17 protein-coding genes are annotated in these 24,400 nt (G+C 47.6%); 3 read left to right on the forward strand and 14 right to left on the reverse strand.

Going from position 1 to position 24,400, the window contains the following annotated elements; genetic code table 11:
* Window positions 1-359: 359 nt before the first annotated feature.
* The 6 genes from MKY01_RS26120 to MKY01_RS26145 form a co-directional block, all read right to left on the reverse strand.
* On the reverse strand, window positions 360-992 hold the full coding sequence (locus tag MKY01_RS26120) for a GNAT family N-acetyltransferase (RefSeq protein WP_053061418.1): 633 nt from the start codon (window positions 990-992) through the stop codon (window positions 360-362).
* Window positions 993-1,160: 168 nt separating this feature from the next.
* Window positions 1,161-1,892 (reverse strand): metallophosphoesterase family protein, encoded by a 732-nt coding sequence (locus MKY01_RS26125; RefSeq protein WP_339284195.1) that lies wholly within the window; start codon window positions 1,890-1,892, stop codon window positions 1,161-1,163.
* Window positions 1,893-1,949: 57 nt separating this feature from the next.
* On the reverse strand, window positions 1,950-2,924 hold the full coding sequence (locus MKY01_RS26130; RefSeq protein ID WP_282320296.1) for a metallophosphoesterase: 975 nt from the start codon (window positions 2,922-2,924) through the stop codon (window positions 1,950-1,952).
* A 175-nt stretch (window positions 2,925-3,099) separates the two neighbouring features.
* On the reverse strand, window positions 3,100-3,864 hold the full coding sequence (gene sdhB, locus MKY01_RS26135) for a succinate dehydrogenase iron-sulfur subunit (protein ID WP_036605794.1): 765 nt from the start codon (window positions 3,862-3,864) through the stop codon (window positions 3,100-3,102).
* A gap of 536 nt (window positions 3,865-4,400) precedes the next feature.
* A complete protein-coding gene (sdhA, locus tag MKY01_RS26140; RefSeq protein ID WP_036673387.1) occupies window positions 4,401-6,143 on the reverse strand; it encodes a succinate dehydrogenase flavoprotein subunit in 1,743 nt (580 codons plus the stop codon).
* 43 nt (window positions 6,144-6,186) lie between these two features.
* Window positions 6,187-6,855 carry a succinate dehydrogenase cytochrome b558 subunit gene (locus tag MKY01_RS26145; protein ID WP_036605792.1) on the reverse strand — a complete coding sequence of 223 codons (669 nt, stop codon included), beginning with the start codon at window positions 6,853-6,855 and terminating at the stop codon, window positions 6,187-6,189.
* A gap of 295 nt (window positions 6,856-7,150) precedes the next feature.
* Here MKY01_RS26145 and MKY01_RS26150 point away from each other — a divergent pair, with 295 nt between their 5' ends.
* Window positions 7,151-8,080, forward strand: coding sequence for a LysR family transcriptional regulator (locus MKY01_RS26150; protein WP_036673385.1), 930 nt, complete (start codon window positions 7,151-7,153; stop codon window positions 8,078-8,080).
* 54 nt (window positions 8,081-8,134) lie between these two features.
* Here the strand turns inward: MKY01_RS26150 and MKY01_RS26155 are convergent, their stop codons facing one another.
* Window positions 8,135-8,806, reverse strand: coding sequence for a TrkA family potassium uptake protein (locus MKY01_RS26155; RefSeq protein WP_017692455.1), 672 nt, complete (start codon window positions 8,804-8,806; stop codon window positions 8,135-8,137).
* Window positions 8,807-8,860: 54 nt separating this feature from the next.
* Complete coding sequence (locus tag MKY01_RS26160) at window positions 8,861-10,201, reverse strand: TrkH family potassium uptake protein (RefSeq protein ID WP_100529755.1); 1,341 nt, start codon at window positions 10,199-10,201, stop codon at window positions 8,861-8,863.
* 500 nt (window positions 10,202-10,701) lie between these two features.
* On the opposite strand from MKY01_RS26160, the gene MKY01_RS26165 reads away from it, so the two are divergent.
* Window positions 10,702-12,399: a type II CAAX endopeptidase family protein gene (locus tag MKY01_RS26165; RefSeq protein WP_339284197.1), complete on the forward strand. Its 1,698-nt coding sequence runs from the start codon at window positions 10,702-10,704 to the stop codon at window positions 12,397-12,399.
* On the opposite strand, the gene uvrC is transcribed toward MKY01_RS26165, so the two are convergent.
* A complete protein-coding gene (gene uvrC / locus MKY01_RS26170) occupies window positions 12,368-14,455 on the reverse strand; it encodes an excinuclease ABC subunit UvrC (RefSeq protein ID WP_036673382.1) in 2,088 nt (695 codons plus the stop codon). The genes MKY01_RS26165 and uvrC overlap by 32 nt on opposite strands.
* Before the next feature lie 304 nt (window positions 14,456-14,759).
* On the reverse strand, window positions 14,760-15,077 hold the full coding sequence (gene trxA, locus MKY01_RS26175) for a thioredoxin (protein ID WP_036605788.1): 318 nt from the start codon (window positions 15,075-15,077) through the stop codon (window positions 14,760-14,762).
* 265 nt (window positions 15,078-15,342) lie between these two features.
* Here trxA and MKY01_RS26180 point away from each other — a divergent pair, with 265 nt between their 5' ends.
* Window positions 15,343-15,498 carry a hypothetical protein gene (locus MKY01_RS26180; RefSeq protein ID WP_017692450.1) on the forward strand — a complete coding sequence of 52 codons (156 nt, stop codon included), beginning with the start codon at window positions 15,343-15,345 and terminating at the stop codon, window positions 15,496-15,498.
* Between the two features lie 180 nt (window positions 15,499-15,678).
* Here MKY01_RS26180 and dnaI read toward each other — a convergent pair whose 3' ends face one another.
* The 4 genes from dnaI to MKY01_RS26200 all read right to left on the reverse strand — a co-directional run bounded on the left by dnaI (window position 15,679) and on the right by MKY01_RS26200 (window position 24,168).
* Window positions 15,679-16,629: a primosomal protein DnaI gene (dnaI, locus tag MKY01_RS26185; RefSeq protein ID WP_076319793.1), complete on the reverse strand. Its 951-nt coding sequence runs from the start codon at window positions 16,627-16,629 to the stop codon at window positions 15,679-15,681.
* A gap of 263 nt (window positions 16,630-16,892) precedes the next feature.
* Window positions 16,893-19,676, reverse strand: coding sequence for an alpha-mannosidase (locus MKY01_RS26190; RefSeq protein WP_339284199.1), 2,784 nt, complete (start codon window positions 19,674-19,676; stop codon window positions 16,893-16,895).
* Window positions 19,673-22,852 carry a beta-galactosidase gene (locus MKY01_RS26195; RefSeq protein ID WP_339284201.1) on the reverse strand — a complete coding sequence of 1,060 codons (3,180 nt, stop codon included), beginning with the start codon at window positions 22,850-22,852 and terminating at the stop codon, window positions 19,673-19,675. The genes MKY01_RS26190 and MKY01_RS26195 overlap by 4 nt, the downstream gene beginning before the upstream one ends.
* Window positions 22,849-24,168 carry a glycoside hydrolase family 125 protein gene (locus tag MKY01_RS26200; RefSeq protein WP_074096344.1) on the reverse strand — a complete coding sequence of 440 codons (1,320 nt, stop codon included), beginning with the start codon at window positions 24,166-24,168 and terminating at the stop codon, window positions 22,849-22,851. Before MKY01_RS26200 ends, MKY01_RS26195 begins: the two co-directional genes overlap by 4 nt.
* Window positions 24,169-24,400 lie beyond the last annotated feature (232 nt).

A 24,400-nucleotide genomic window follows, 5' to 3' on the forward strand; every position in this document is an offset into this window, starting at 1 on the left:
TAACGTGAAGAAGCGAAGCGGTCGCCTAAAAGCTTTCTGAAAGAAAGCTGCATCGGAAGCATGCGCTATCCCCGGATTTCCCCTTCAATAATATGGGAATCAAAAAAATCCGGGTATAACAGCGATCGGAAAGTTATTCTGTCATCGGAGTGGCGAGTGTAAATATTCCACAGTTAACTTATATGGACAAAAAAAATGAACCCGCTCGCGCGGGTCCCAACAGCATTATCTATTATCAAAAAGGGGGTCATGAGATAAGTTTACCCCCTGTCTGTTAGAGTTCAATTGCAGCTATATTTCAATTGTGTAACAAATGATTGAAGTTCGATTCATTCACGTTTGGCTATTCTTACTCTATGTCATTGCGGCTTGTCAGATACCAGGGTTTGCAGGTCTTTTTCCTGAAGCGGGCGTACGTATTGTTCCCGATACATGCTATACACTTTAACATCCATCAGGGATTCTGATCCCTCGTCATCCTCATCATTCAGTCCGAACGAGGGAAGACTCCGCTCATAGGACATCCCTATTTTGCTTAGCACCCGTTGTGAAGATACATTCGCCTCATAACAACGTGCTTCCACCCTCCCCAGATGAAGATCGTCAAATCCAAACTGCAGCAGCCGCTGTACCGCCTCGGTAGCCACACCCCTGCCCCAACAGGACCTGTTCAGGATATAACCAATCTGTGCGGTACCATTCTGATCATTCCAGTGCTGGAATGAGGTGATCCCAATAACTTGTTCCTTGCCTCTCCAGCAGATCCCATAATGTAACGAATCCAGCTTGGCGCTGCTGCTCCGTATCTGGTTCAATAACCGTCTCGCTCGGATTGGCGTGGGCTGGCTTCCCCTATTCACATATCTTATGACTTGAGGATCGGAAAAGAGTTCCGATAATGTGCTGTAATCACTTTGACGTAATGATCGCAGGACAAGACGCTCTGTCCACAAAGCCGGCAGACCTTGAACCAGCATTTTTCGGGTAAGCATGACAATCGCTCCTTTTGCCTAAACGGGCTCTAGTCCGGTAAGACAAGCATGCTCTGATGATGATCCGGCGTAATACCATTTGAACTGATCCACGAACTTTAGTATTCGCATTTTAGTATTAATATATTGCATCATTCAATTCCTCACGCTAAAAGGTCCAGATGCTGACTACTCCTGCAGCCCGCAATAGATACCCGTACGAATCTCACGAATATAGAAATCCAATGCAGGAACATTCGCCGACTGTGCAACCTGTACTTCTCGCTCAATATCATAAGGCACCCGCACGAATTGAACATTGAACGGGGTATTGTTATCGTTGCTGTCTTCACCCTCCAGAATACAGTAGGAAGCTTGGGGAAGATCGAGTGGATTACCAACACTGCCTGCATTAAACAGTAACTTGCCGTTCATATACTGCAAGAATGCGTTATGCACATCCCCATAACCTACAACATCTGCAACACCTTGCTCAGGCTCATCAGCCGGAGGATCAAACATTGCCAACCTCTTTTCCATCGCGTCCCACGGCTGTACACGATGGTATACACTTTGAGGTGAAGCATGGACCAGACGGATGGTGCGACCGCTCAGTTGAAATTGATGACTGAAGGGTAGGCCCGCCAAGTACGCCAATCGTTCCTCACCCAGCCGCTCTGCTTGCCACGTAAAGTTCTCGTTGTCTTGGTTAACCGCAACCAGTTCATCCCAATTGCCACGGATAACAAGTTCGCACGTCGCTCTCACCTGATCCACAACCTGTACCGGTTCTGGCCCCTTGCCCACGAGGTCACCAAGACAAAAGATTCGCTCCACGCCACGACTTCGGATATCTTTTAACACTGCTTCCCAGGCAGTCATGTTGCCATGAATGTCGGATACAATCGCAATTCTTTCCATCTGGATAACCTCCATTCATGTTCAATCCTTTATGTTTTAAATTCATCTTATATTCTTTTATGTGGTTGATCCTTTAAGCTCAAAAACCGTTAATTCTGGTCTGCACAGAAAACGAATGGGCAGTTGAGTCATGCCAAAACCACGATTCACATACACCGGCATCTGTGTCTGGGTGGTGTAATATACCCCCTGGACATCCGTGTAATACAACCCTTGAACATACTTGTGTGAACCTCGCGGAGTTGTCAGTGCCCCGATCCAAGGAAAACGTACCTGTCCACCATGGCTATGACCGGAAAGTTGTAATCCAAAACCATAGGGAGTGGCAATATCGGCATAATCCGGTTCATGCATAAGTAACAATTTCCACACATCATGATCCAAACCCTTGATGGCTTGGGCAGGATCAGGACTGCCTGTAAGTGCGTCATCCAGACCAGCTATGGCCAGACGTTCGCCCCCTTGTTCAATCACCACATGTTCGTTCCGTAACAAAGTGAATCCAGCTTCACGGAACATGGTTGTCACTTCATTCTGCTGTCCGCCCCGATAATCATGATTCCCCAAAACAGCAAATTTGCCATACTTCGCTTTCATGGAGGCGAGTACCGGAATACATTCACGCATCGGCTCTGCTTCCCTCTCGACGATGTCTCCGGTAAAACAAATCAAGTCCGGTCGCTGCTCCTCAATCGTTGCTGCCAGCTTCTTCAGCTCTTTCACCCCGGTATGAAAACCAAGATGGGCATCGCTGAACTGAACGACACGCAAACCGTCAAATGCCTTTGGAAACTTCGGAAGTTTCAGCTCCACTTGCTTGATCTCCAGACGACGCGGTTCCCATAACCAGGCATAACCTCCTGTAAGCAAACTGGCACCCGCTGTCATCAAAACCATGCGCAATAAGAAACTTCGGCGAGAGGGATCATGATCCTTTTCTTCTCCAGGAAACACAGACTCTTCTGCACCTGATGCTTTGTGCGAGCGCTGGGACGGCGAGTTGTTGCTACCCTGACGCGGTGTCTCTGCCATATCTCCCCCTCCTTCTACGCTCTTAATCCATCCCCTTAGTATATCATATTCTGCATGGGTAGCCCGGTTCCTCTGCTTCATTACAAAAAGAAGCCGGGATCTCCGGCATGTTGCTGCACGGGATCACGACTTCTTTTAAGTTGCAGATTACACTTCTGCACATGTTATGACGAGATTATACACCCAACCAGCGTTTGAACATATGCTTGGTCGTTTGTTTGTTCATTTCGGCAATGGAGGTTGTCAGTGGAATGCCTTTTGGACAGGATTGCACACAGTTCTGTGAGTTACCACAGCCCTCAATGCCTCCGTCTTCCATCAACGCTTCCAGACGATCGTCGGCGTTCATCTCCCCTGTTGGGTGAGCGTTGAACAGGCGCACTTGGGACAGTGCTGCTGGACCGATAAAGTCTGTTTTCTCATTGACGTTCGGACATGCTTCCAGACATACACCACATGTCATGCATTTGGACAGCTCATATGCCCACTGGCGCTTCTTCTCAGGCATCCGTGGACCTGGACCGAGGTCATAGGTACCATCGATCGGAATCCATGCTTTTACTCGTTTCAGGGCGCTAAACATCCGGCTACGGTCGATGACCAAGTCACGAACTACTGGGAATGTCTTCATCGGTTCGATACGAACAGGCTGTTCGAGCTTGTCGATCAGGGCTGCACATGCTTGACGTGGCTTGCCGTTGATGACCATGGAGCAGGCACCGCAGACTTCTTCGAGACAGTTGGAATCCCAGCACACGGGAGCAATGGATTTGCCATCTGTATTGACCGGGTTCCGCTGAATCTCCATCAGGGCGCTGATCACATTCATGTTGGGACGGTACGGAAGCTCAAATTCTTCGTTGTACGAAGATGACTCCGGGCTATCCTGACGGGTGATGATAAACTTGACGGTTTTGTTGGCTGTAGCTTGTTCCGCCATATCGTAGTCCCCTCCTCTGGTGACGATGATTGTATTGCTGATGCGCAAAATGGTTTGGTGCACGGGAGACGCTTCGTCAGCGGAATGCCCCTCTGATCGCTGTTATCCCCGGATTTTTTTGATCAACCCTTCACAGGGTTAAAATCCGGTAATAAAGGCGAGCGCTTCGCTTCTTCTGGGCATTTCCGCTTCCTCCGCTACGTCGTGCACGCAGGGTCACTTTGCTGGAAACTGCACTCCATTCATGCTGGATGGGCAGTATTGAAGTTCTGAAGCATCGCTAAGGCGCTTTGCTTCTTCTGGGTATTTCTGCTTCTTCCGCTATGTTGTGCACTGGGTAACTTTGCTGGAAAACTGCACTCCATTCATGCTGGAGGCAGTATTGAAGTTCTGAAGCATCGCTAGGGCTTTGCTTCTTCTGGGTCTTTCCTTCACTTTGATGGCAGTAACTTTGAAGAAGCTTTGCTTCTCCAAAGTTCTCCTGCCTTCTTCGTTCAGGTGCTTAATATTTAACTTTATAAATAAATCCGTGATATTTAATCCTTGGAGTAATCCCGGATACGTGGTGGGATCAAGGATACGTCTACTGGCTCGTACGAGATTTTCGGGCCTTCCTTCGACCAACTTGCGATAGTCGTTTTCAGGAACTCTTCGTCATTACGTTCCGTGAATTCCGGTTTGTAATGCGCGCCGCGGCTTTCGTTACGCAGCAGTGCACCGAGAGTCATTGCTTCTGCCAATTCAATCATGTTCCACAGTTGGCGAGTGAATGCTGCGCTCGGGTTATTCCAACCAGAGCTGTCATACATGTTGATTTTGCCATAACGCTCTTTCAATTCCTTGATCTTGCCAATCGTGGCTTCAAGCTTGTCGTTGTAGCGCACAACCGTCATATTGGCTGTCATCCACTCGCCAAGCTCTTTATGGATGACATAGGCATTTTCCGTGCCCTGCATTTTCAAGATGCCTTCGTACTTGTCGCTTTGTTGTTTGGTGTGTTTCTCAAATACGGAAGATGGGATATCAGCGGACGATTTTTTAAGTCCTTTGATATATTCAGCCGCTTTTGGTCCAGCCACCATACCACCATAGATCGCAGATACCAATGAGTTTGCACCCAGACGGTTCGCACCATGGTATTGATATTCACATTCACCAGCTGCGAACAGCCCAGGAATGTTAGTCATTTGATTGTAATCTACCCACATGCCGCCCATGGAATAATGGACTGCCGGGAAGATTTTCATTGGGATTTTACGCGGGTCATCACCCATGAACTTCTCATAGATCTCAATGATTCCGCCGAGTTTAACATCCAGTTCCTTCGGATCTTTGTGCGACAGGTCGAGATAAACCATGTTCTCGCCGTTCACACCCAGACCCATATCTACGCAGACGCTGAAGATTTCACGAGTCGCGATATCACGTGGAACCAGGTTACCGTAGGATGGATATTTTTCTTCAAGGAAGTACCAAGGTTTTCCGTCTTTGTACGTCCAGATCCGTCCACCTTCACCACGCGCGGATTCAGACATGAGACGTAGCTTGTCATCCCCTGGAATGGCTGTTGGGTGAATCTGAATGAACTCCCCGTTTGCGTAATTTACACCTTGTTGATACACCGCACTTGCCGCTGTACCTGTGTTAATTACAGAGTTGGTCGTTTTACCGAAGATGATCCCCGGACCACCACTCGCCAGAATAACCGCTTCTGCCGGGAAGGTCTGTACCTTCATCGTTTTCAGATCCTGAGCCACGATCCCGCGACATACGCCTTCATCATCCAAAACTGCCTGCAGGAACTCCCAGTTCTCATATTTCGTAACCAAGCCAGCTGCTTCCCAGCGACGTACCTGCTCGTCTAATGCATAGAGCAATTGTTGTCCTGTTGTCGCTCCGGCAAACGCCGTACGGTGATGCTTCGTTCCCCCGAAACGACGGAAATCAAGCAAACCTTCCGGTGTCCGGTTGAACATTACGCCCATACGGTCCATCAAGTGAATGATGCCAGGTGCTGCTTCGCACATCGCTTTAACAGGAGGTTGGTTCGCAAGGAAGTCACCGCCGTATACCGTATCGTCAAAGTGTACCCATGGGGAGTCACCCTCACCCTTGGTATTTACCGCTCCGTTAATGCCGCCTTGTGCGCATACAGAGTGGGATCGTTTAACAGGAACCAGTGAAAATAAATGAACATGGACTCCGGCTTCAGCCGATTTGATCGCCGCCATCAATCCCGCGAGACCGCCGCCCACAATAATTACATTCGTTGATGCCATTGCTGTTCACTCCCTTATAAGTCAGCATTTATACGCTAAATGCTTAAATTAGAACTGTTTTTACTGCGTCAATCATCGAAGTAGCTGTTTGGAAATCAATGCTCCGGAAAGCAAATAGTGAAGCAATAAACATGATGGAAACAATAGCGAACAAGCTCATACATACGTAAGAGGATACACGTTGCGCACGCGGACCAACCGTAATTCCCCAGCTAACGAGGAACGACCACAGACCATTGGCAAAGTGATATGACGCCGCAACCACACTGATCATATATATCGCAAAGGTTATCGGATTCGTCACCGCATCATGTATGACGCCGCCAATCTCTTCATGGGATACATTACCCAGCGCAATCTGTACTCGCGTCTCCCATACGTGCCAGATGACGAATACAAACGTAATAATACCGCTTACCCTCTGTAACGTGTAGCGCCAGTTGCGCTCATTACCGTAACGCCCAACGTTAGGCTTGGCCTGATAGGCAATGTAAAGACCATAAACACCGTGATAGAACAACGGCAGCCAGATAAGTAATGCCTCAATTACAATAACAAGAGGCAAACCGTTCAGAAATGCAACGGCACCGTAAAAAGCTTCTTTGCCGCCTTCAACTGCCGTGAAGTTCGTCACCAAATGCTCAACAAAAAACAAACTGAGCGGAATGACGCCAAGCAAGGAGTGCAGCTTTCTGGAGTAAAACCCTTTCATAAAATGTCGATCCCCTTTCGCTAAATACAACGTTTTCATAAATGATTTCACTTATCATGACACGAATCCTTTTCCATGAAAAGGTTCGACAAATTGTTCCGTTTTCCCCAGGTGTGAACAACTTGTGTCACGGTTCATGTTACTCCTTTTTTTCTTATAAGGGAATTGCAATATAATTATTAAATGTTATAACCTATAGGTATAAGCAGTGAAACATTGGGTTTACAGGCTATACAACATGGAAAACGATTGAGCAAGGGCAAGAATCACATTCATGGAAAAGAGGTTATTGTTCATGTTTGAGGAGTTAAATGCATTTGCAGCGGTCGTGGAGCAGTCCAGCCTGAACCGTGCATCCAAGTTACTGAACTTGTCCCAACCCGCACTCTCACGCAAAATCGCCAAATTGGAGGATGAACTCGGAGTTGCCCTGTTCCACCGCCGTGGCAAACGGCTGGAGTTAACCAGTGTAGGCCAGTTCACCTATACCTACGCTGTAGAACAGAAGCAGCAACAACAGAAGTTCCTCACCATGCTGGCCCAGTATAAAGACGAAGAACAGAGCACCATTACACTTGGAGCCAGTCTGACGACGCTTCAAACTACGTTACCACCTCTCGTCAATGCCTTTATGGAGAAACATCCAAATGCCGAACTGAAACTGTTGACGGGTAAAACACATGAGATTGTCTCGTTTGTGCGTGACAAAAAAGCCGATGTGGGCATTGTCGCCTCCTCCATCAGCGAAGTGGGGCTTAACTGTGTGCCGCTATTCGACGATCACCTAGAACTGGTTGTGCCGCTCACACACCCCTTGTCCGGTAAGGAAGCCGGGATGGAACATTTGCAGGATCTGCCGATGATCACGTTCTCCAAAGGCACCTGGTACCGCAAATTAACGGATGATCTCTTCCAGCGCTGTGCCGTGATGCCGGATATTCGCATGGAGATTGATTCCTTCGAAGCGATTATCCGACTTCTGCCTTCCGCCAAAGCTGCTGCTCTATTGCCCAAGTCATATCTTCGTCCACAATTGCTCGCGGACAATGATCTTGTTTCTGTTCATTTGCCTCAATTACAGCAGACCCGCAGAACAACTTGTATGATCTATGGGGAAAAAGAGGACCTCAGCGAGACCTCCAGACAATGGGTCAAGGAGACGGCTGCACTCTTTACAGCAAAGGCGCCATTGCCCTCACGGAGGGCTACGACGCCTTTGCCTTGATCTGAAACAGCCAGGCTCTAACGTCTGGCTTCCATATTTAACTCATGATAATTATCAGCTCTCTTGGCTGATAACCTCTTCTTCAAATCGGTCGATATCTGCATTATTACCAATAATGACCATGATATCCCCCATTTGAAGCGAGTCCAGTGCTGTCGGAGCGATAATGACCCCGGCTTCTTTCTGTAACGCTACAATGCTGCAACCAAAACGTACACGTGCATTCAGGGTTGAAAGGGTTTTGTTATGCAGACAGGCGGGAACCTTCATCTCGACAATACTGTAATCATTGGATAATTCAATGTAATCCAGCAAGTTCGGGGTAACCAGCTGGTGGGCAACCCGAATGCCCATATCCCGCTCAGGATAAACAACACGATCAATCCCCAGTTTATCCAATGCGCGTCCGTGAAGGACGGATATGGCCTTGGCCACGACCGTCTTGACGCCCAGCTCTTTTAACAGAATCGCGGTGAGAATGCTCGTCTGAATATCATCCCCGATAGCAACGATACAGCAGTCAAAATTTCGAATACCCAGGGAGCGTAGCACTTCCTCATCTGTGGCATCGGCTACAACGGCATGGGTGACCAATTCACTAATGTCTTCGACGACTTCTTCATTTTTATCGATCCCGAGCACCTCGTAGCCGAGTTCCATTAATTCCTGTGCCAGACTGGAGCCAAACCGCCCAAGCCCAATCACCGCAAACTGCTGTGTTTTCATTGTTCTTCACGAACCCCTTATCCAAATCAATTTCAAAACTCACTAAAAATAGATTTATCCAATAATCATTTTGCCTTCCGGATACCTGTATAACTCTTTACCCTTTTTCTGCCCAAGTGCATACGCTAATGTGATCGGTCCAAGCCTTCCTGCAAACATCGTAAAACAGATCAGGAGTTTGCCCAATGTAGTCAGTTTCAGCGTCAGTCCGAGCGATAATCCAACGGTACCAAAGGCCGATGTAGTTTCAAATAAGATCATCATAAAACTGGCGTCTTCTGTGGTACTTAATGCCATCGTTACAGCTATGATGAACAAAAGCGCCAGCAATGTAATGGTAAGCGCCTTGAAGATCCGTTCCTGTACGAGCCGGTAGCGGAAAAACACGATATCTTCACGTCCACGCATCATGGCGATGACTGCGCCAGCCATAATCATAAATGTCGTTGTTTTGATCCCGCCTCCGGTAGAACCCGGCGAAGCACCAATGAACATCAGAATGATCATAAAGAACTGTGTTGCCTGTCTCAGCCCGGCAATATCTACCGTATTGGCTCCTGCTGTTCGCGGCGTAACGGACTGGAAGAATGAACCGAGAATTTTGCCACCCCAGTTCAGGCCACCCAGTGTCCGTGGATTGCTGAATTCAAATACGAAAATGACAAGTGCACCAAACACAATTAACAATCCAGTCATTAACAGTACAACTTTGGAGTGCAGAGACAGCTTCCGCGTTTTGCGGTAATCCACCAGGTCTGACAACACTACAAAACCAATACCGCCAGAGACAATCAGGAACATTGCTGTAAAATTAACCAACGGGTCATACACATAACCGGTCAAACTGCGGAAATCCCCAAACATATCAAAGCCCGCATTGTTGAACATGGAGATCGCATGCCAATAGCCATAATAGATCGCCTGTCCAATCGGCATGTCGAACGACCAGCGAATGGCAAACAGTGTGCCACATATGCCTTCGATAATGAGTGAGTAGATCACAACTTTACGGATCAGCCGGACGATGCCCTCCATCGTGCTCTGATTCATCGCTTCCTGTAGAATCAACCGTTCTCTAAGCGAAATCCGCCGTTTGAACGCAATGGCAACCAATGTGGACATTGTCATGAAGCCCAGTCCGCCAATCTGAATCAGAATCGCGATTACAACCTGACCCAGCACCGAGAAATGAGTCCCTGTATCCACCACAACCAAACCAGTGACACAAACAGCCGAAGTTGCTGTAAAGAGCGCATCAATAAATGCAAGACTGTCTCCGTTACGGTTGGATGCCGGAAGCATTAACAACATTGTGCCTACCAATATGATGCCAGCAAACCCTAACACAAGAATACGGGGTGGCGATAATCGCATCCATTGCACATTCAGTTTCACTTGAGTATCTTCCACCTCTTCTAAAATGAAAATAACTCCACACCCGTGGAGCCTTCTTCATTTGAAATGCTGTTGCCAAACGTTAAACAAGTATGATTCAGATTAAAACGACATATATAATGAAGTTGGAATATATCCTATTCGTTCCCTTGTTGGGCGAAAGACATGCGAATCATTGCACATTTGTTTCAAAATTATAAGCGCTGCGACGTTTGTAGACAAAACGTTTTTTGTGTAAATCGGATCGAATTCAGCCAAAAAGGGAAGAACTCAGATATGGCGACGGATGGATCAGATTCTTTCGGTCCTTTTCATTCATTTTCAAGGATTTACACCTGTTTTCGTTACATCATTGGCATTCGGTGCTTGGCCTGTGCTATGTTAACTTTAATATCCATATTAGTGCGTGTTCAAAAAGGGCGGTTTTCAGTACCAAGAAGATGGGATGAAGATAGAAACTTTTTGAACTACCTCTATCAATAAAGGAGGAACACCATTACATGAATCCCTTAGGGCAGCCTTTGCAACTCAAGGCTAACTTCAAGCGGCTGGGGTTGCTTGCGGCGATTGGCCTGATTCTATTTTTTGTATTTCAGATCTTTCCTGCTACCTCATCACAAACGACAGAAATTTCGTCTACGTCCTTCATAACCAAGGAGCAGGCGAAGCAATCCGCACGATCATTCGCAGCTTCTGTGAATGACTATACACTGCCAAATGATGATGCAAAAACCCTGGTCACCTACCAGACACATTCGGATATCTACGGGTATATGGCCAAAACCAAACAACTTGATACCTATAACCAGAAATGGGAAACAAGCTATCCTTACGATGTATTCCGCGTTCGTTTGCCTGATCAAGACAAGGGCGGTTATCTTAATGTTGACGTACATATGAAAACAGGAAAAGTCGTCGGCTTCAAACGAGAACTACCTTCTTCACTCTATACCGCCATTGAGGCGGAGCAGGTTAGTGGACGAGTGACCACATCGCAAGTACTTGCTGAAGGCAATATGTCTCTGGACGAGAAACAACAGCTCGCGGCTGGCGTTCTGACCGAATTCGGTTATGAAGTGCCGGTACTTCAACTGGAGACTCGCGATGGTGAAGCGGGACTGAAGTATGTGGATTCTGAAAAAGCCATTGGAGACTCTAAGCTTGAATTGAATTTTACGTTTGAAGAGGGTGCGGTACGATCCTTCGATCCTGGATTCTCTGTCCCTGAATCCCATACCGATTATGTGAAAGATCAAACGCGCCAAGCTAATTGGATGACCTATGGCGGCTATGCATTCCTGACCTTTGTTCTGGGCGTGCTGGCAATCATCTATAGCATTCTGACCCGAGCACATACGTCTTTCAAACGCGGGATCATTCTCTCGCTGGTGTATTTCGCAGCTTCGGTAATTGGTACGCTGAACATGATTCCACTCTTTCAGGCACAAGGGCTCTCCAGCTTCATGTTAGCGTTCCTGATGTTAATGCAGGCGGGAATTACACTGGTCATGAGTGCAACCATCTATCTGTCCCTTGTTGCTGGTGACGGCATGTGGCGCAAAATAGGTCTGAACCCATGGCCTCGTGCCAAAGAAACCGGATATGGAAAATATGTACTTCACAGCATGGTTGCTGGTTACCTGTGGGCATTTATTCTACTGGGTGTGCAATCCATCCTGTTCTTCATTCTGGAGCGAAGCATCGGCACATGGTCAACGACGTCAGCAGATCAATCTACTTTTAATATGACCTATGCCTGGCTCTTCCCGATCATGGCCTGGATGGCCGGTATTGGTGAAGAAACTGTTTATCGACTGTTCGGCATTCGCATGATGCAAAAGATTGTGCGTAACACGTTTATTGCCTGTCTGATTCCAACCATCATTTGGGCACTTGGACACACATTGTATCCGATCTATCCAGTAATCACCCGTCCCATTGAGCTGATGGTGATTGGATTGCTGTTCAGTCTGATCATGCTGCGTCACGGCTTCATTGCCGTTGTATTTGCCCATGTGATCTTCGACAGCTTGTTGATGGGACTCAGCTTGGTCTTTATGGGCGATGCCCTGAATATGACAGCTGGACTCTTCTGGATTGTACTGCCGGCCATCGTTGGATATGTGGTCTACAAATTCAATCCAAAACAAAAAGAGAAGCCGTATGTTACGACTCCTCATCCCGAAGTGCTGCAATAATCTGATTTGCCAGTTTGTCACCAATAGAGAGAGGCCGGAAGTCTTCAACGCTGGCCTCTTTTATTTTGCGCAAAGAGCCAAAATGCTTCAACAGCAACTTACGCCGCTTTTCTCCAATACCCGGAATGGCATCCAAACGTGATGTCACCATCGATTTGCCACGCTGTTCCCGGTGGAACGAGATCGCAAAACGGTGGACCTCTTCCTGTATCCGTTGCAACAGGTAGAATTCCTGACTATCCCGTGGCAGGGAGATGACTTCTGGTGGATTACCGATCATCAACTGCGAAGTCTTATGCTTCGCATCCTTCACCAGACCACATACCGGAATAAACAGCCCCAGCTCATTTTCCAAAATATCGACCGCAGCCGAGATCTGTCCTTTACCACCATCAACCACAATCAGGTCAGGCTGGGTCAGGTTTTCTTTTAATACCCGCTCGTAACGGCGACGGATGACCTCTCTCATCGTTTCATAATCATCCGGTCCTTCAACCGAACGGACCTTATACTTCCGATATTCCTTCTTATCCGGTTTACCATCGGTAAATACAATCATGGCAGATACCGGGTTTGTACCCTGAATGTTCGAGTTATCAAACGCTTCAATACGGTGAAGCTGATCCAATCCAATAAAACGTCCCAGTCCTTCGGCAGCTTTGGATGTACGTTCTTCATTTCGCTCAATCAAACGGAACTTCTCTTCCAATGCCACACGTGCGTTATCCACAGCCATGGTGATCATCTGGCGTTTCAATCCACGTTGCGGGATGAGCACTTTGATCTCCAACCACTCCTGTAAAGCAGCAGCAACCTGGGTTGGGTCTTCCAGTCCTGATGGAAGCTTTTCAGTAAAAGCAGTTGTATCCGTTATTGGAGCATCCTCTTGCATACTATCAGGTTGTTCACCTTCTGCATCTGTGGAACCTCCGTAAGCTGCACGAGTCTCAGCAACCAGTGGCTGGGAAGCGTTACTGCGCTCCACTTGTCCCATCTGCTCGAATTCTACCGTAACTGCGGCAGGCACCGATCCCTCATCATCAGATACTGTATCCAAACTTTCGTTATCCGTTGCAAGATCCTTGGGCATTTCCGGCAACAAAATTTCTTGTGGCAATGCCGGATTATCGCTGTAATACTGTGTTACATAGGACATGAAATCACTGTACGCCTCACCGTAAAACGGGAAGGTGGAGACATGACGTTCAATCATTTTACCCTGACGCATATATAGAATCTGGACACACATCCAGCCTTTATCAATGGCAAAACCAAATACATCACGGTCTCTGGCATCGGCCATCGTAATTTTCTGTTTTTCCATCATCGCATCGATGGCGATTACCTGGTCGCGCAGTTCCTTGGCACGTTCAAAATAAAGATCCTCCGCAGCCTCTTGCATCTTACGCTGCAAATCCTTCTTAATCTCTTCGTGACCACCGCTCAGAAATGAACCAATCTCTTGGGAAATCTGGTCGTACTGCTCCTTCTCCACTTCCTTCACACAAGGGGCAAGACACTGTCCCATGTGATAGTACAGACAGACTTCTTTGGGCATTACACCACATTTGCGCAGTGGATACATCCGGTCGAGCAATTTTTTCGTTTGGTGTGCCGCATACGAGTTCGGATAAGGTCCGAAGTATTTGGCTTTATCTTTCAGCACACGCCGGGTTACTTCCAACCGGGGGTGCTTTTCATTTGTAATTTTAAGATATGGAAATGTCTTGTCATCCTTGAGCAACACGTTGTACCGCGGCATATGTTTCTTGATCAGGTTACACTCCAGAATGAGTGCTTCCATGTTACTGCCCGTCACAATATATTCAAAATCACGGATTTCGGACACCAGACGCTGGGTCTTTCCGTTATGACTGCCGATAAAATAAGAGCGTACGCGGTTCTTCAACACTTTGGCCTTACCTACGTAGATAATGGTGCCTTCACTGTTTTTCATCAGGTAACATCCAGACATGTCTGGCAACAAAGCGAGCTTGTGGCGAATCTGCTCCAATGCCTTCTCCTGATCCTGCAAATCATTGATGAATTGATCCATAATTCGGTGAATCCTCCTTCCCGAAAAAGCTGAAATCCTCACGTTACATGAAATACTCCGACGACAGAATGATCTTTCGATCGCTGTTATCCCCAGATTTTTTCGATTCCCTTTTTTAAAAGGGAAAATCCGGTGATAAAGGCGAATGCTTCGCTTCTACAGCTCATTTCTGTCCTCTCCGTTAACATGTAAATTTCCAGTTTCATTTAATAAAAAATATATACTTTATATTGTCCTATATAAAGGTATTCGACGCAAAACGCCCCCGGCATGTAAACCGGAGGCGTATGTGTAAGCCTGTAAATTATTGGTGTTTTTCGATAATTCCTTTGAGCGCATCTTTCGAGTTCAGACCAACCACTTTATCTACCGGTTGACCGTCTTTGAAGAAGATCAAAGTTGGAATGCTCATTACGCCAAAGCGGGAAGCTGATTCCGGATTTTCATCCACGTTAACTTTAGCAATTTTCACTGCATCGCCAACTTCTGTGGACAGCTCTTCCAGGATTGGAGCGAGCATTTTACAAGGACCACACCAAGGCGCCCAGAAATCAACAAGAACCGTTCCTTCGCCTTCTACTTCAGCGTTGAAGGATTGATCGGATACGTTAACAATAGCCATGAAATTGTCCTCCTTATATATACTTACGGTTTATTTTAACCTGTAACGTCGTGAACGACACTTCCAGTATAACACAGGTACGTCAAACTTGTGAATTGAACGCTGCAATGTTCATCTTCCCAACATCAAATCTTCACAATTACAGGATGTAGTATACTAACTGCAAAATCTTTACAAACGCTTTCTTTTCCAAGTATACTAAAATTACTCCGGGTTTCAGCCCCTCCCATACGGGCAAGCTGTTTCCCCATAAGGAGGCAATAACATGGATGCAAATGTGCGGATCAGCGACCCGCGTGAACATGTGAACGAGGAACCCCGCAACGATCTATTTGATCTGATCGCGGGTGTTGCCGGCATGGCTGGCCTGATGACAGTGATCTTTTTCGGTATGGTTATCTTCAAATTCCTCACCGAATAGGACACTCACAGGTCTCACGCAGGACCAGAAAAGCCCGGTTTTCGCGACAATGCGAAAGCCAGGCTTTTTTTGGGACTACTTTAGCTTTTGATTACAATCAGCTCAGCTTCTAAATCGTAAGCTCCACCGATAATTTGAAGATTAACCTTGTCCAGAACCTTTTGGTTCAATTAGATCGGTTTAACGTTTACCGCGCTGATTCTCACCCCGAACGGAGATAACATCCACAAATGGACGAATCCGGTCCATGAGACGCTGCCCTTTATTCATTTCCTCGCCGTCCCGGTTGGTGAAACTAAGGTGTTTCTCCAGCCCATCCAGATTGTAATTGGACGTATAGAACGTAGGTTTACGATTCATCCGATAGTTCAGAATGGACCCCATCACATGATCCCGAACCCAAGGGTTCAGATTCTCTGCCCCGATATCATCAAAGATGAGCAGATCACAACTTTTCAAAATATCCGTCATTTCCTTCAGCTTCTGTCCTTCACTGATCATGGATTTCAGATCCTCCACAAAGTCAGGCATATAGATGATGACACCCGTGTGGCCTGCAACCGCCAGTTCATGCAGCAGATAACACATCAGAAACGTCTTACCCGTCCCGAATGTTCCTTCCAGAAACAGTCCTTGCGGAGATAATCCATTCTCCTTGGTCTCCCTAATATAACGAAGCACCTGATTTACTGCCGGAGCACGCATCCGATCCTTGCCCATAATCTCAACGTCATTGTATCCGGCACTGAGCGCACGCTCGTCCACATAGAAACTGCGAATGCGTTGCTTAATAATATGTTCATTTTGCCGGGCGATATGTTTGGAACAAGGCGCTTTTATATCTATGATTTCGGGTTTACCGTTAAAATGTTCTACTTCCAGTTTGCAAAAGTGGCCCTGAAAATCGTTAGGACAGTTGTCGAGTCCCGGACAATTCGCACAGTTCTTAGAGTCTTTGGCGTACTGAAACAGCTTGCTCAGATCAGTCATGAGCTGTGCATCTTGCAGTTCAGGATGACCTGCGCGGAATTCGCGTACGTACGGATTTTCCATCAATTCCGCCGCAATCCGCCGCGATTGCTCACGAAAGGCAGGGTTCAGCTGCTGAAGCAGTCCTCCCAAGGATTCCATGGCTTCAAGCCCCCTTAATGTTTCAATATAGAATGAACAATGAAGTGTACCTGTGACCATCTTGATGGCATAGGAACTTTCGATCATTTGCAATTCTACTGTTCATTCTATAGAAAAACAACCAATAACTCAACTCATAGATCTGGTAAATAGCGTAACCCTTCTGCCACCGTACGTAATGCCTAGTTTATAGTACACTTGCAGTCCTGTACCTTTTAGTGTGTGTTCAAAAGTCTGTTTTTCGACTCTTTAAACAACTTTGATCAGCGGCGCAAGCCAACAGTAACGATCTCGCATGAATCTGTCTGTATGTTCCATTCCTTGGTGGCAAATGATAATGTTGATGCCTCTTCTATGCTGTTGAGATGAAGTATTTCGCCCTCTTCCTCCAAGATGTTGCTTTTGTATGCCGTTTCGAATGACTGTGCATTCGCTTGCGAAGCAGCAAGCTTCAAAGTGGCAGAGTCGGTGGTCATATTGAACCAGCGTAACATGACATCGCCGGAATCCTCATTCACCTTGAGTGAAGAAAAAGCCAAGCCGTCTCCTTGCCATGCAAACGGTGTGTTGTTAGGTGTCAGATAACCCGTGTGTACTTCGGTTTGTGCCAGCGTCCAAGGAACCTGGAACTGATAGGCCTCGATATATGCACCTGACGCTGCACCATTGCCATCATGCGGAATGATCTCGATCTGAAATGTATGTTCACCAAGGCATTGTGCTTCAGGTGTCGGGAACAAACCCCAGTCTCCGAGTTCGCCTACAGCACGAAGTAGCGTAACCGCGATGGTGTTGCGACCATCCTGAAGGACTTCATATTCATTCAGGCCCAGATTGGCAACGACCAATCCGGCGTCCTTTTCACTCACATCCACAAAATTCTGTTGATGCTGTGTATTGCTTGGATTTTGCCACTCCGGTGCAGGCTTGTTATCACGCGTTGCAATTTCGAACATGGAATCCACATGATGAACCTCAGATACCAGATCGGTTGGGAAAAGAGCGCGTACCCGGTGATCCTTCGCCTGATTGTTGAAGGTTGTTTCTATTTGCACGCCTTTTCCACTACGACTAAGCGATATAACCGTGCGGATCTGGAGCGGAATCATTTTAGTTGAACGCTGGGCTTTGCGATGTGGATAATAAATCAGTTCTCGCTGTTCCTGATCCAGCATCTCATCCGCTGACTCCGGTATTTCCCAATGATGAATAACTTCAAACGAGGCCAAGTATGATGTATCTTCAAGGACCCGAATCTCAGCCTGAAGCGCTTGTGTTGTCAATGCTACTTCATTCTCTGGTTGCTTGAACATATATTCATTACCGATATCACCCACATTTTCGTATACACCAAGGTCCTTGTAAGTCCGGCCTGTTCGTTTGTCTGTGATTGTGAATGAACCGTTGTCTGCAATCGTGACGATCAAATGTTGATTTTCCATGCCACGTTTACCACGCAACAGTGTAGTCGTTTTTAACGGAGTACCACTCTTAGCATCATCCGCAACGTTGACCAATGCATAGGTTCTCAGGCCAAATGCAGCTACATGCTCTGCTTCAAAACGAATGCGAACTCGTCGACAGCTATACGGCTGGCGGAAGCGATCATCCGGCAGATCATAGCCAAATTGCAGACCCAGATCCTCCACCGTACATGGAATGGGGTTACCATTTTCATCTACAAGTACGCGGTCTGACAGGTCAACGGCTTTCATCTGCGTCGCCATCTCTTCCAACGTATGTCCATCCCGGAAATACAACCGAGCCGCGTCCAGTTCCATCTGAACTACACCGCTGCGTTCCCAACCCGTTGTATTAAATACCACAACAGGTCGAGCCTGCTCGCCGTAACGCTCAAATATGGAGGTATCGACAGCTGTAGTAATCTGGCTGGTGCTCTCTTCAATTAAAGCCTCTGCTACATGACGGCTCTTATCAAACCGTGTCACCATCTCGCGATGCACCTCATCCACACTGCATCCACAGATGCTGTCATGCGGATGATTTTGCATCAGCGTTTTCCAGGCATACGTCAGTTGATCATGTGGATAGGCATGTCCAAGCAGATAGGCGTAGGATGCCAGGGGTTCAGCCACTTTTTCCAACATGGTCTGGCCCAGCTGGTTCATCTGTTTCAGATACACACGAGCCGAGGCGGTGTTCACCAGGGTTCCCCAGCCATCGGTACGCTGACTGCGCAGTTCGCCTTTGACCGTGGACAGTTCATGTTCAGACGATGCTCTCAAAGCTTCCAGATAATCCGGAAAGTTGGAGTGAATGAACTCGATATCGGGATGTAATTGTTCAGCCATGCGAATCGCTTCTGGCAGATCTCGCTGAATCGGCTGGTGATCACATCCGTTCATGTACAACAACTCATTGGTCGATGCATATTTCTCGGCATCTGCAAGCTTGGTTTCCCAGAACTTGCGGGCCGATTCCTCGTCTACAGGAACTTCATTTCCGTTGGAGTACCAGTTGGCAAACAATACACCGAGCACTTTTGATCCGTCTGGTCCTTCCCACATCAGCTCCGAGAAGCTTGATTCATATCCGGCATCCGATACCGTATTGTTAAATCCCGTCGGCTTCACACCACGTCCAAAAAACACATTATCAATGCCTGATTGCTGCATCAGCTGTGGAGTCTGCCCGACCAATCCAAATGTATCGGGAAAGTAACCAATTTTCGAAGGGGTGCCGTAACGTTTGGCGTCCTTATGTCCAACCTGCATGTTGCGCACATTGGCTTCTCCGCTCGTCAGAAACGCATCCTGCAAAATGTACCATGGTCCAATCACAATCCGCCCATTGCGGATATGCTTCTCCAGTCTTTCCTTCTGCTCCGGTCGAACCTGAAGATAGTCATCGATAATAATCGTTTGTCCATCCAAATAAAAGCTTTTATAGTCCGATCCCTCATCAAGCTGATCCAACAGTGAATCGACGAGCTGAATAAGACGCATATGATGCTTCTCATACGGCAAGTACCATTCCCGATCCCAGTGGGTATGCGAAATAATATGTGCTCTCTTTTTTTTGGTCATCGTGTTATCCCACCTCTTTCATCTTGTTGTACAATCTCAACATCATCAGGGCGATACACCGCAGTCAGCTTTCCGGAAGCATCTGTCGCAAACAGCACCGAACGATTTTTCTCCAATTGGAACGAGTACGATACACCTGTACGTTGATCTCTCACGTGAACTTCATGGTTCAAGGCAAATTCCGATACAAATACATACAGATTTCCTTTTGGAAAACTCAGCTTCCGGCCATAGATCCCTGCGATATCTCCTCCAGATATCCATTCTAACTCCTGTTCAATGCCCGAAATTTCAGTCGCATAACGATACAATTCAGCAAGTGGCTCGTCCCGTCCATTTAACTCGAGCGGAAGTGGAGTCCAGATTAATTTCCCTTTACCCAAAGGCAAAACGGTTACTTCATCTGCTGTACCATTATCTCCATGAAGCAACGTCTCCTTTGCCACCTCGGCGATACGACGCCGTCCGTAAGTCACCCGGTGATTCACGCCATTAATATTCAGCAATTCTTCCCGCTGTACGTTACCCAGACTGCGTTTACCTACGATATGATCGGCCCGGTCAGTTGCCTTCCAGTATGCGTCCAGTCCCAGCGGCCCTGTAATGAGCAGGCTCGTGCCTTCCTTCTCCGCAAACGTGAGCAATTGTTGAAGTGCATCGCTCTCCATATTGTGCGGACTCGGTACGATAATCAGCTTCGGCGGCTGCTGCTCCAACGCTTCCAGATGATATTCGGATAACGCACGGAATGGCAATTTCAGATCATAAGACATCACGCGAGTAAGCTTTGTTGTGGCATCATAGGCGAGGGCACGGTTGGAGAAGTCATTGGAATACGGGAACACCACTGCAATATCCTCCAGATCGCGGTCTTCAAAGAGATCACGAATGCCATCCATGAATCGGCCAAAATCATAAGACACATCCGCCTCTGGTTTCTCCGTACCATCTGCACGAAGGGCCCCAATATGGGACTCATTGGCATTATCCATATAAAAGTTGGTGTTCCAGATCCATTGCACGGCGCCAGCGCCGCCTGTCGAGAAAGCATAGGCGTACTTGCGTTCGAGAATGCCACGAAGCTCTTCTTCCGTACGTTTGGCTCGCCCATCGGGGGTTTCCACATACATGATGCCCGTCTCCTGAATGAGATTCGGTTTGTATGGCGTTTTGGCGAAAATGCCATCCCAGATCAGATCATCGTTCAACCACCAGGAATGCACGGTTGTATAATCCACTTCACGTTCATAGAAGAACGGAGAAGGACGCTGTGCACCAAGGGCTTCGTCCTGTCCCACGGTAACCAGATGATCGGGAACCAGGTCTTTGATCGTACCTACAAGCTCTCTTGCCCAAACATTGTGCATCTCCATAGAGAAGAGACAGTAATCGAGCCAGCGTGTTCCCTTTTTGGCCTTGTGCATGTCCTGTACATCAAAGTTAATCTCTTCCGCCTCCGGGATCACCGCGGCAGCAAAGTTCGGAAGCTGCTTCGGTGACATGTTCCATGCCTCCTGCAACGCCTCAATCGTCTGATGCCGTTGTTCAAGCCAAGCGATAAAAGCCTGCTGTTCATACGAATCCCTCGCCGAGCGTGGGCCTGCCGAGAAGATACGTACTGGATCAAACATCGATGGCTCATTAATCAGATCCCAGTCCACATGTGTTGTATGCGTGTGACGACTAACGATGCTGCGGATGAAACGTTTCTGTGCTTCGACACTCTGCGGGTCCAAATACGGATTCGTGCCTTCCCATGTCTCTGGTGTAAAGGAGAAGAAAGTGAACGTGACCTGTAAGCCGTGGCGTTTCGCCGTTAAAATAAATGCATCAATGGCACGAAGCACATCCTCTGCCATATGTCCGTCCACCTGCATCATGTTGCGATAGGCGGTCCAGATTCCTGTCCGAATCCAGTTGATGCCGGCTTTTGCCATCTGGGCCATGTCTCGATCCCAAACATCCGCATTCGGCAGAAACAGAAATTTCCGTGCCACATCGGAGGTCATGTAGGTCATTCCCACAACAGGCAGAGGACGTCCGTCTTTTACAAAATAGTCTCTGCTGCGGGTAATCACTTCCCCTTCTGCCAGCAGTGCAGCATCCTGTCCCCAGAAACCTTGACGCAAGATTCGAACTTCCCCGTCAGAAGCCTGCGCGTGGCATACGATCCGATACAGCCCACTTTCAATGGATACCGGGAGAAGTATACGTTCGAAACGCTGCTCACCGGAAAGTTCCATCTCCAGTCGATGGCTCCATACCTTCTCCGTCGTGCCACTTGTGCGATCTTCATGCTCGACCGTTATGTCAAACGTCCACAGCTCGGATTCGGTAAGTCTATTGCCTGCACGCTGTAAAATCTGGCCTTGAAGTGTGAGTACAGCCCGCTCATCTGGCTCATACGAAGCATAATTCGTTTTGAGGGATAACTCGGTTACACCTTGCGCACAGAATTGCGCCCACTTCACAATCTCGGCAGCACCACCCTGCGTCCAGAATGAGGTGGTCAGCGGCAGATGCACAAATATCCAGCGTGAACCTACGAAAGTCCCGCGGGAGTTTTCCCACAGAACGACCGGAGCGGCGACACTGCGCCCGTCTTTACTCATGCCACGAAGCAATGGATAAATCTGCGTACTCATGGGACCGGATGAGCCCATCTGGTGGGGCAGATCACTTGTTTTGGTTGTATGTGGAACCAGATTCCATGTATCTGCCTTCTCGAACAGCCCCTCTTTCCCAGTGAGAAGCGGGATCTGTTCGGATGAAGTGTACGATTGCACATTGGCAGAAGATACGTTCAGTGCCTCATGAATATAGAGTTCCTGATGATACGCGGTCTGCTCGGACTCTACAACCCATGCCCCATTCTCATATCGAACTGGACGTTTGAAGGGCGCACCACCAACACTGATCAGGCTCCCCCCCTGATGAAAGTAAGCTGCAATCTCCGTCCAAGCGGATTTTGGGAAATAGGGTGCATGCAGATTGACCAGACATCCTTCACCTGCTGTGGTCTTCAAAGCCTCTGCGAGTTCTTCAGTGTTTACAACGGTGATCTCTTCGACTGCTTTCCATGTATTCAGAGCCTCATGAGTTGGAGAAGCACCTTCCATCGGAAACGCAGGATCAGCGAAGATAATCAGCTTTTTATCATTAGGTTGGATACTCATAACAGGCCATCCTTCATGGATTTATAGACCAACTGGGAGAACAGGCTGTTGGACCATGCAAACCATTTTCGTGTAAAAATCGTTGGATCATCGGCGTGGAAGCCTTCATGCATATAACCCGTATCTGCATCTGTCGCTTCGAGCATGCGAATAATCTCCAGTTTCTCCTCGGCAGACTGCGCAGTCAGACCTTGCATGGACAATCCCATATGCCAGATGTAATCTGGTGGGGTGTGCGGACTTCCAATCCCTTTGGCAACCTTACCCTCATAATAGAACGGGTTCTCTTTGCTCAGGGCAAAACGGCGCGTATTCTGGTAGATCGGATCATCCGCTGTGACGTAACCCAGATATGGAATGGACATAAGTCCCGGTGTACCCGCATCGTCCATGAGACAGTGGTTGCCATAACCGTCCGTCTCGTACGCATAGATCGGTCCAAATTCCGGATGACGATAAATCCCGTACAACTGAATGCCGTGATCCACATCCTGCTCCAGATCCTTCAATTCCTGCAAAAGTTCCATATCCCGGAACACCCACTCGGCAAACTCCTGCATTTGACGCAGAGCGACAACCGCGAACATGTTGCCAGGGATATTGTAGTGGAAATCACACGCATCATCACTGGAACGGAAACCGGACCAGATCATACCCGTGTAGTTGACTGGCATACCTTTTCCGTGATTGCGCAGGGAATCTGTTGGGATGCCGTTATTACGAGTGAAGCGATATGGAGATTGTTCCATGTGATGCTGTTCGACTTTGAACAGGTCCACGATTTTACGCATCGCTGCCTTGAAGCTTGAATCGAAAATGTCGGTCAGCTCGGTTTCCTTCCAATATAAATACGCCAAACGTACAACAAAACATAATGAGTCAATCTCAAATTTGCGTTCCCACACCCAAGGCGACATCTCTGTTTCGTCCGTGGTGTTCCAATGCCAGTCGTTAGCAGTCTCATTGAAGGCATTGGCATATGGATCGATGTGAACATACTGGATATGACGTTTGATCAGCCCGCCAATAATGCGTTGCAGGTCCTCGTCTTCTTTTGCAAACGGAATGTAATGTACCACCTGCTCCACGGAATCACGCAACCAGGAAGCCGGAATATCTCCTGTGATAACAAAAGTCGTACCGTCCTCCATCAACTTGGTTGTTGTTTCGATAGTGTTAGGGAAGCAGTTTTTGAATAATTGAAGCAGTTTTGGTCGGTGAGCCAGTTTCTGTTCTGCTTCTTCGAGCACGGCCTGAATGGATTGTGGCAAAGCAACAGGTGGCATGGGTATTTTGGGTAATCTGAACTGTTCCATGGATGAGTGCAACTCCTTAAACAAATTGAATGGTGTAGCTATACAGGATGAAACAAAAAATTTACACGGGACCACTGCGCGGTCAGAAATATCCTCCGATCGCTGTTATCCCCAGATTTTTTTGATTCCCTTTTCTAAGGGGTAAAATCTGGGGATAAAGGCGAACGCTTCGCTTCTTCGAATTCTTTCTGTCCTCTCCGTTAACGTGTGAATTTTTAGTAGAACATATATA

This window comes from Paenibacillus sp. FSL R5-0486 (assembly GCF_037975155.1).
Taxonomy (GTDB): Bacteria; Bacillota; Bacilli; order Paenibacillales; family Paenibacillaceae; genus Paenibacillus; species Paenibacillus amylolyticus.

What these genes read in the sequence shown, in the direction of transcription:
- MKY01_RS26120 (WP_053061418.1), bottom strand. Translation starts at nt 992, where the DNA reads ATGCTTACCCGAAAAATGCTGGTTCAAGGTCTGCCGGCTTTGTGGACA.
- MKY01_RS26125 (WP_339284195.1), bottom strand. Translation starts at nt 1,892, where the DNA reads ATGGAAAGAATTGCGATTGTATCCGACATTCATGGCAACATGACTGCC.
- MKY01_RS26130 (WP_282320296.1), bottom strand. Translation starts at nt 2,924, where the DNA reads ATGGCAGAGACACCGCGTCAGGGTAGCAACAACTCGCCGTCCCAGCGC.
- sdhB (WP_036605794.1), bottom strand. Translation starts at nt 3,864, where the DNA reads ATGGCGGAACAAGCTACAGCCAACAAAACCGTCAAGTTTATCATCACC.
- sdhA (WP_036673387.1), bottom strand. Translation starts at nt 6,143, where the DNA reads ATGGCATCAACGAATGTAATTATTGTGGGCGGCGGTCTCGCGGGATTG.
- MKY01_RS26145 (WP_036605792.1), bottom strand. Translation starts at nt 6,855, where the DNA reads ATGAAAGGGTTTTACTCCAGAAAGCTGCACTCCTTGCTTGGCGTCATT.
- MKY01_RS26150 (WP_036673385.1), top strand. Translation starts at nt 7,151, where the DNA reads ATGTTTGAGGAGTTAAATGCATTTGCAGCGGTCGTGGAGCAGTCCAGC.
- MKY01_RS26155 (WP_017692455.1), bottom strand. Translation starts at nt 8,806, where the DNA reads ATGAAAACACAGCAGTTTGCGGTGATTGGGCTTGGGCGGTTTGGCTCC.
- MKY01_RS26165 (WP_339284197.1), top strand. Translation starts at nt 10,702, where the DNA reads ATGAATCCCTTAGGGCAGCCTTTGCAACTCAAGGCTAACTTCAAGCGG.
- uvrC (WP_036673382.1), bottom strand. Translation starts at nt 14,455, where the DNA reads ATGGATCAATTCATCAATGATTTGCAGGATCAGGAGAAGGCATTGGAG.
- trxA (WP_036605788.1), bottom strand. Translation starts at nt 15,077, where the DNA reads ATGGCTATTGTTAACGTATCCGATCAATCCTTCAACGCTGAAGTAGAA.
- MKY01_RS26180 (WP_017692450.1), top strand. Translation starts at nt 15,343, where the DNA reads ATGGATGCAAATGTGCGGATCAGCGACCCGCGTGAACATGTGAACGAG.
- dnaI (WP_076319793.1), bottom strand. Translation starts at nt 16,629, where the DNA reads ATGGAATCCTTGGGAGGACTGCTTCAGCAGCTGAACCCTGCCTTTCGT.
- MKY01_RS26190 (WP_339284199.1), bottom strand. Translation starts at nt 19,676, where the DNA reads ATGACCAAAAAAAAGAGAGCACATATTATTTCGCATACCCACTGGGAT.
- MKY01_RS26195 (WP_339284201.1), bottom strand. Translation starts at nt 22,852, where the DNA reads ATGAGTATCCAACCTAATGATAAAAAGCTGATTATCTTCGCTGATCCT.
- MKY01_RS26200 (WP_074096344.1), bottom strand. Translation starts at nt 24,168, where the DNA reads ATGGAACAGTTCAGATTACCCAAAATACCCATGCCACCTGTTGCTTTG.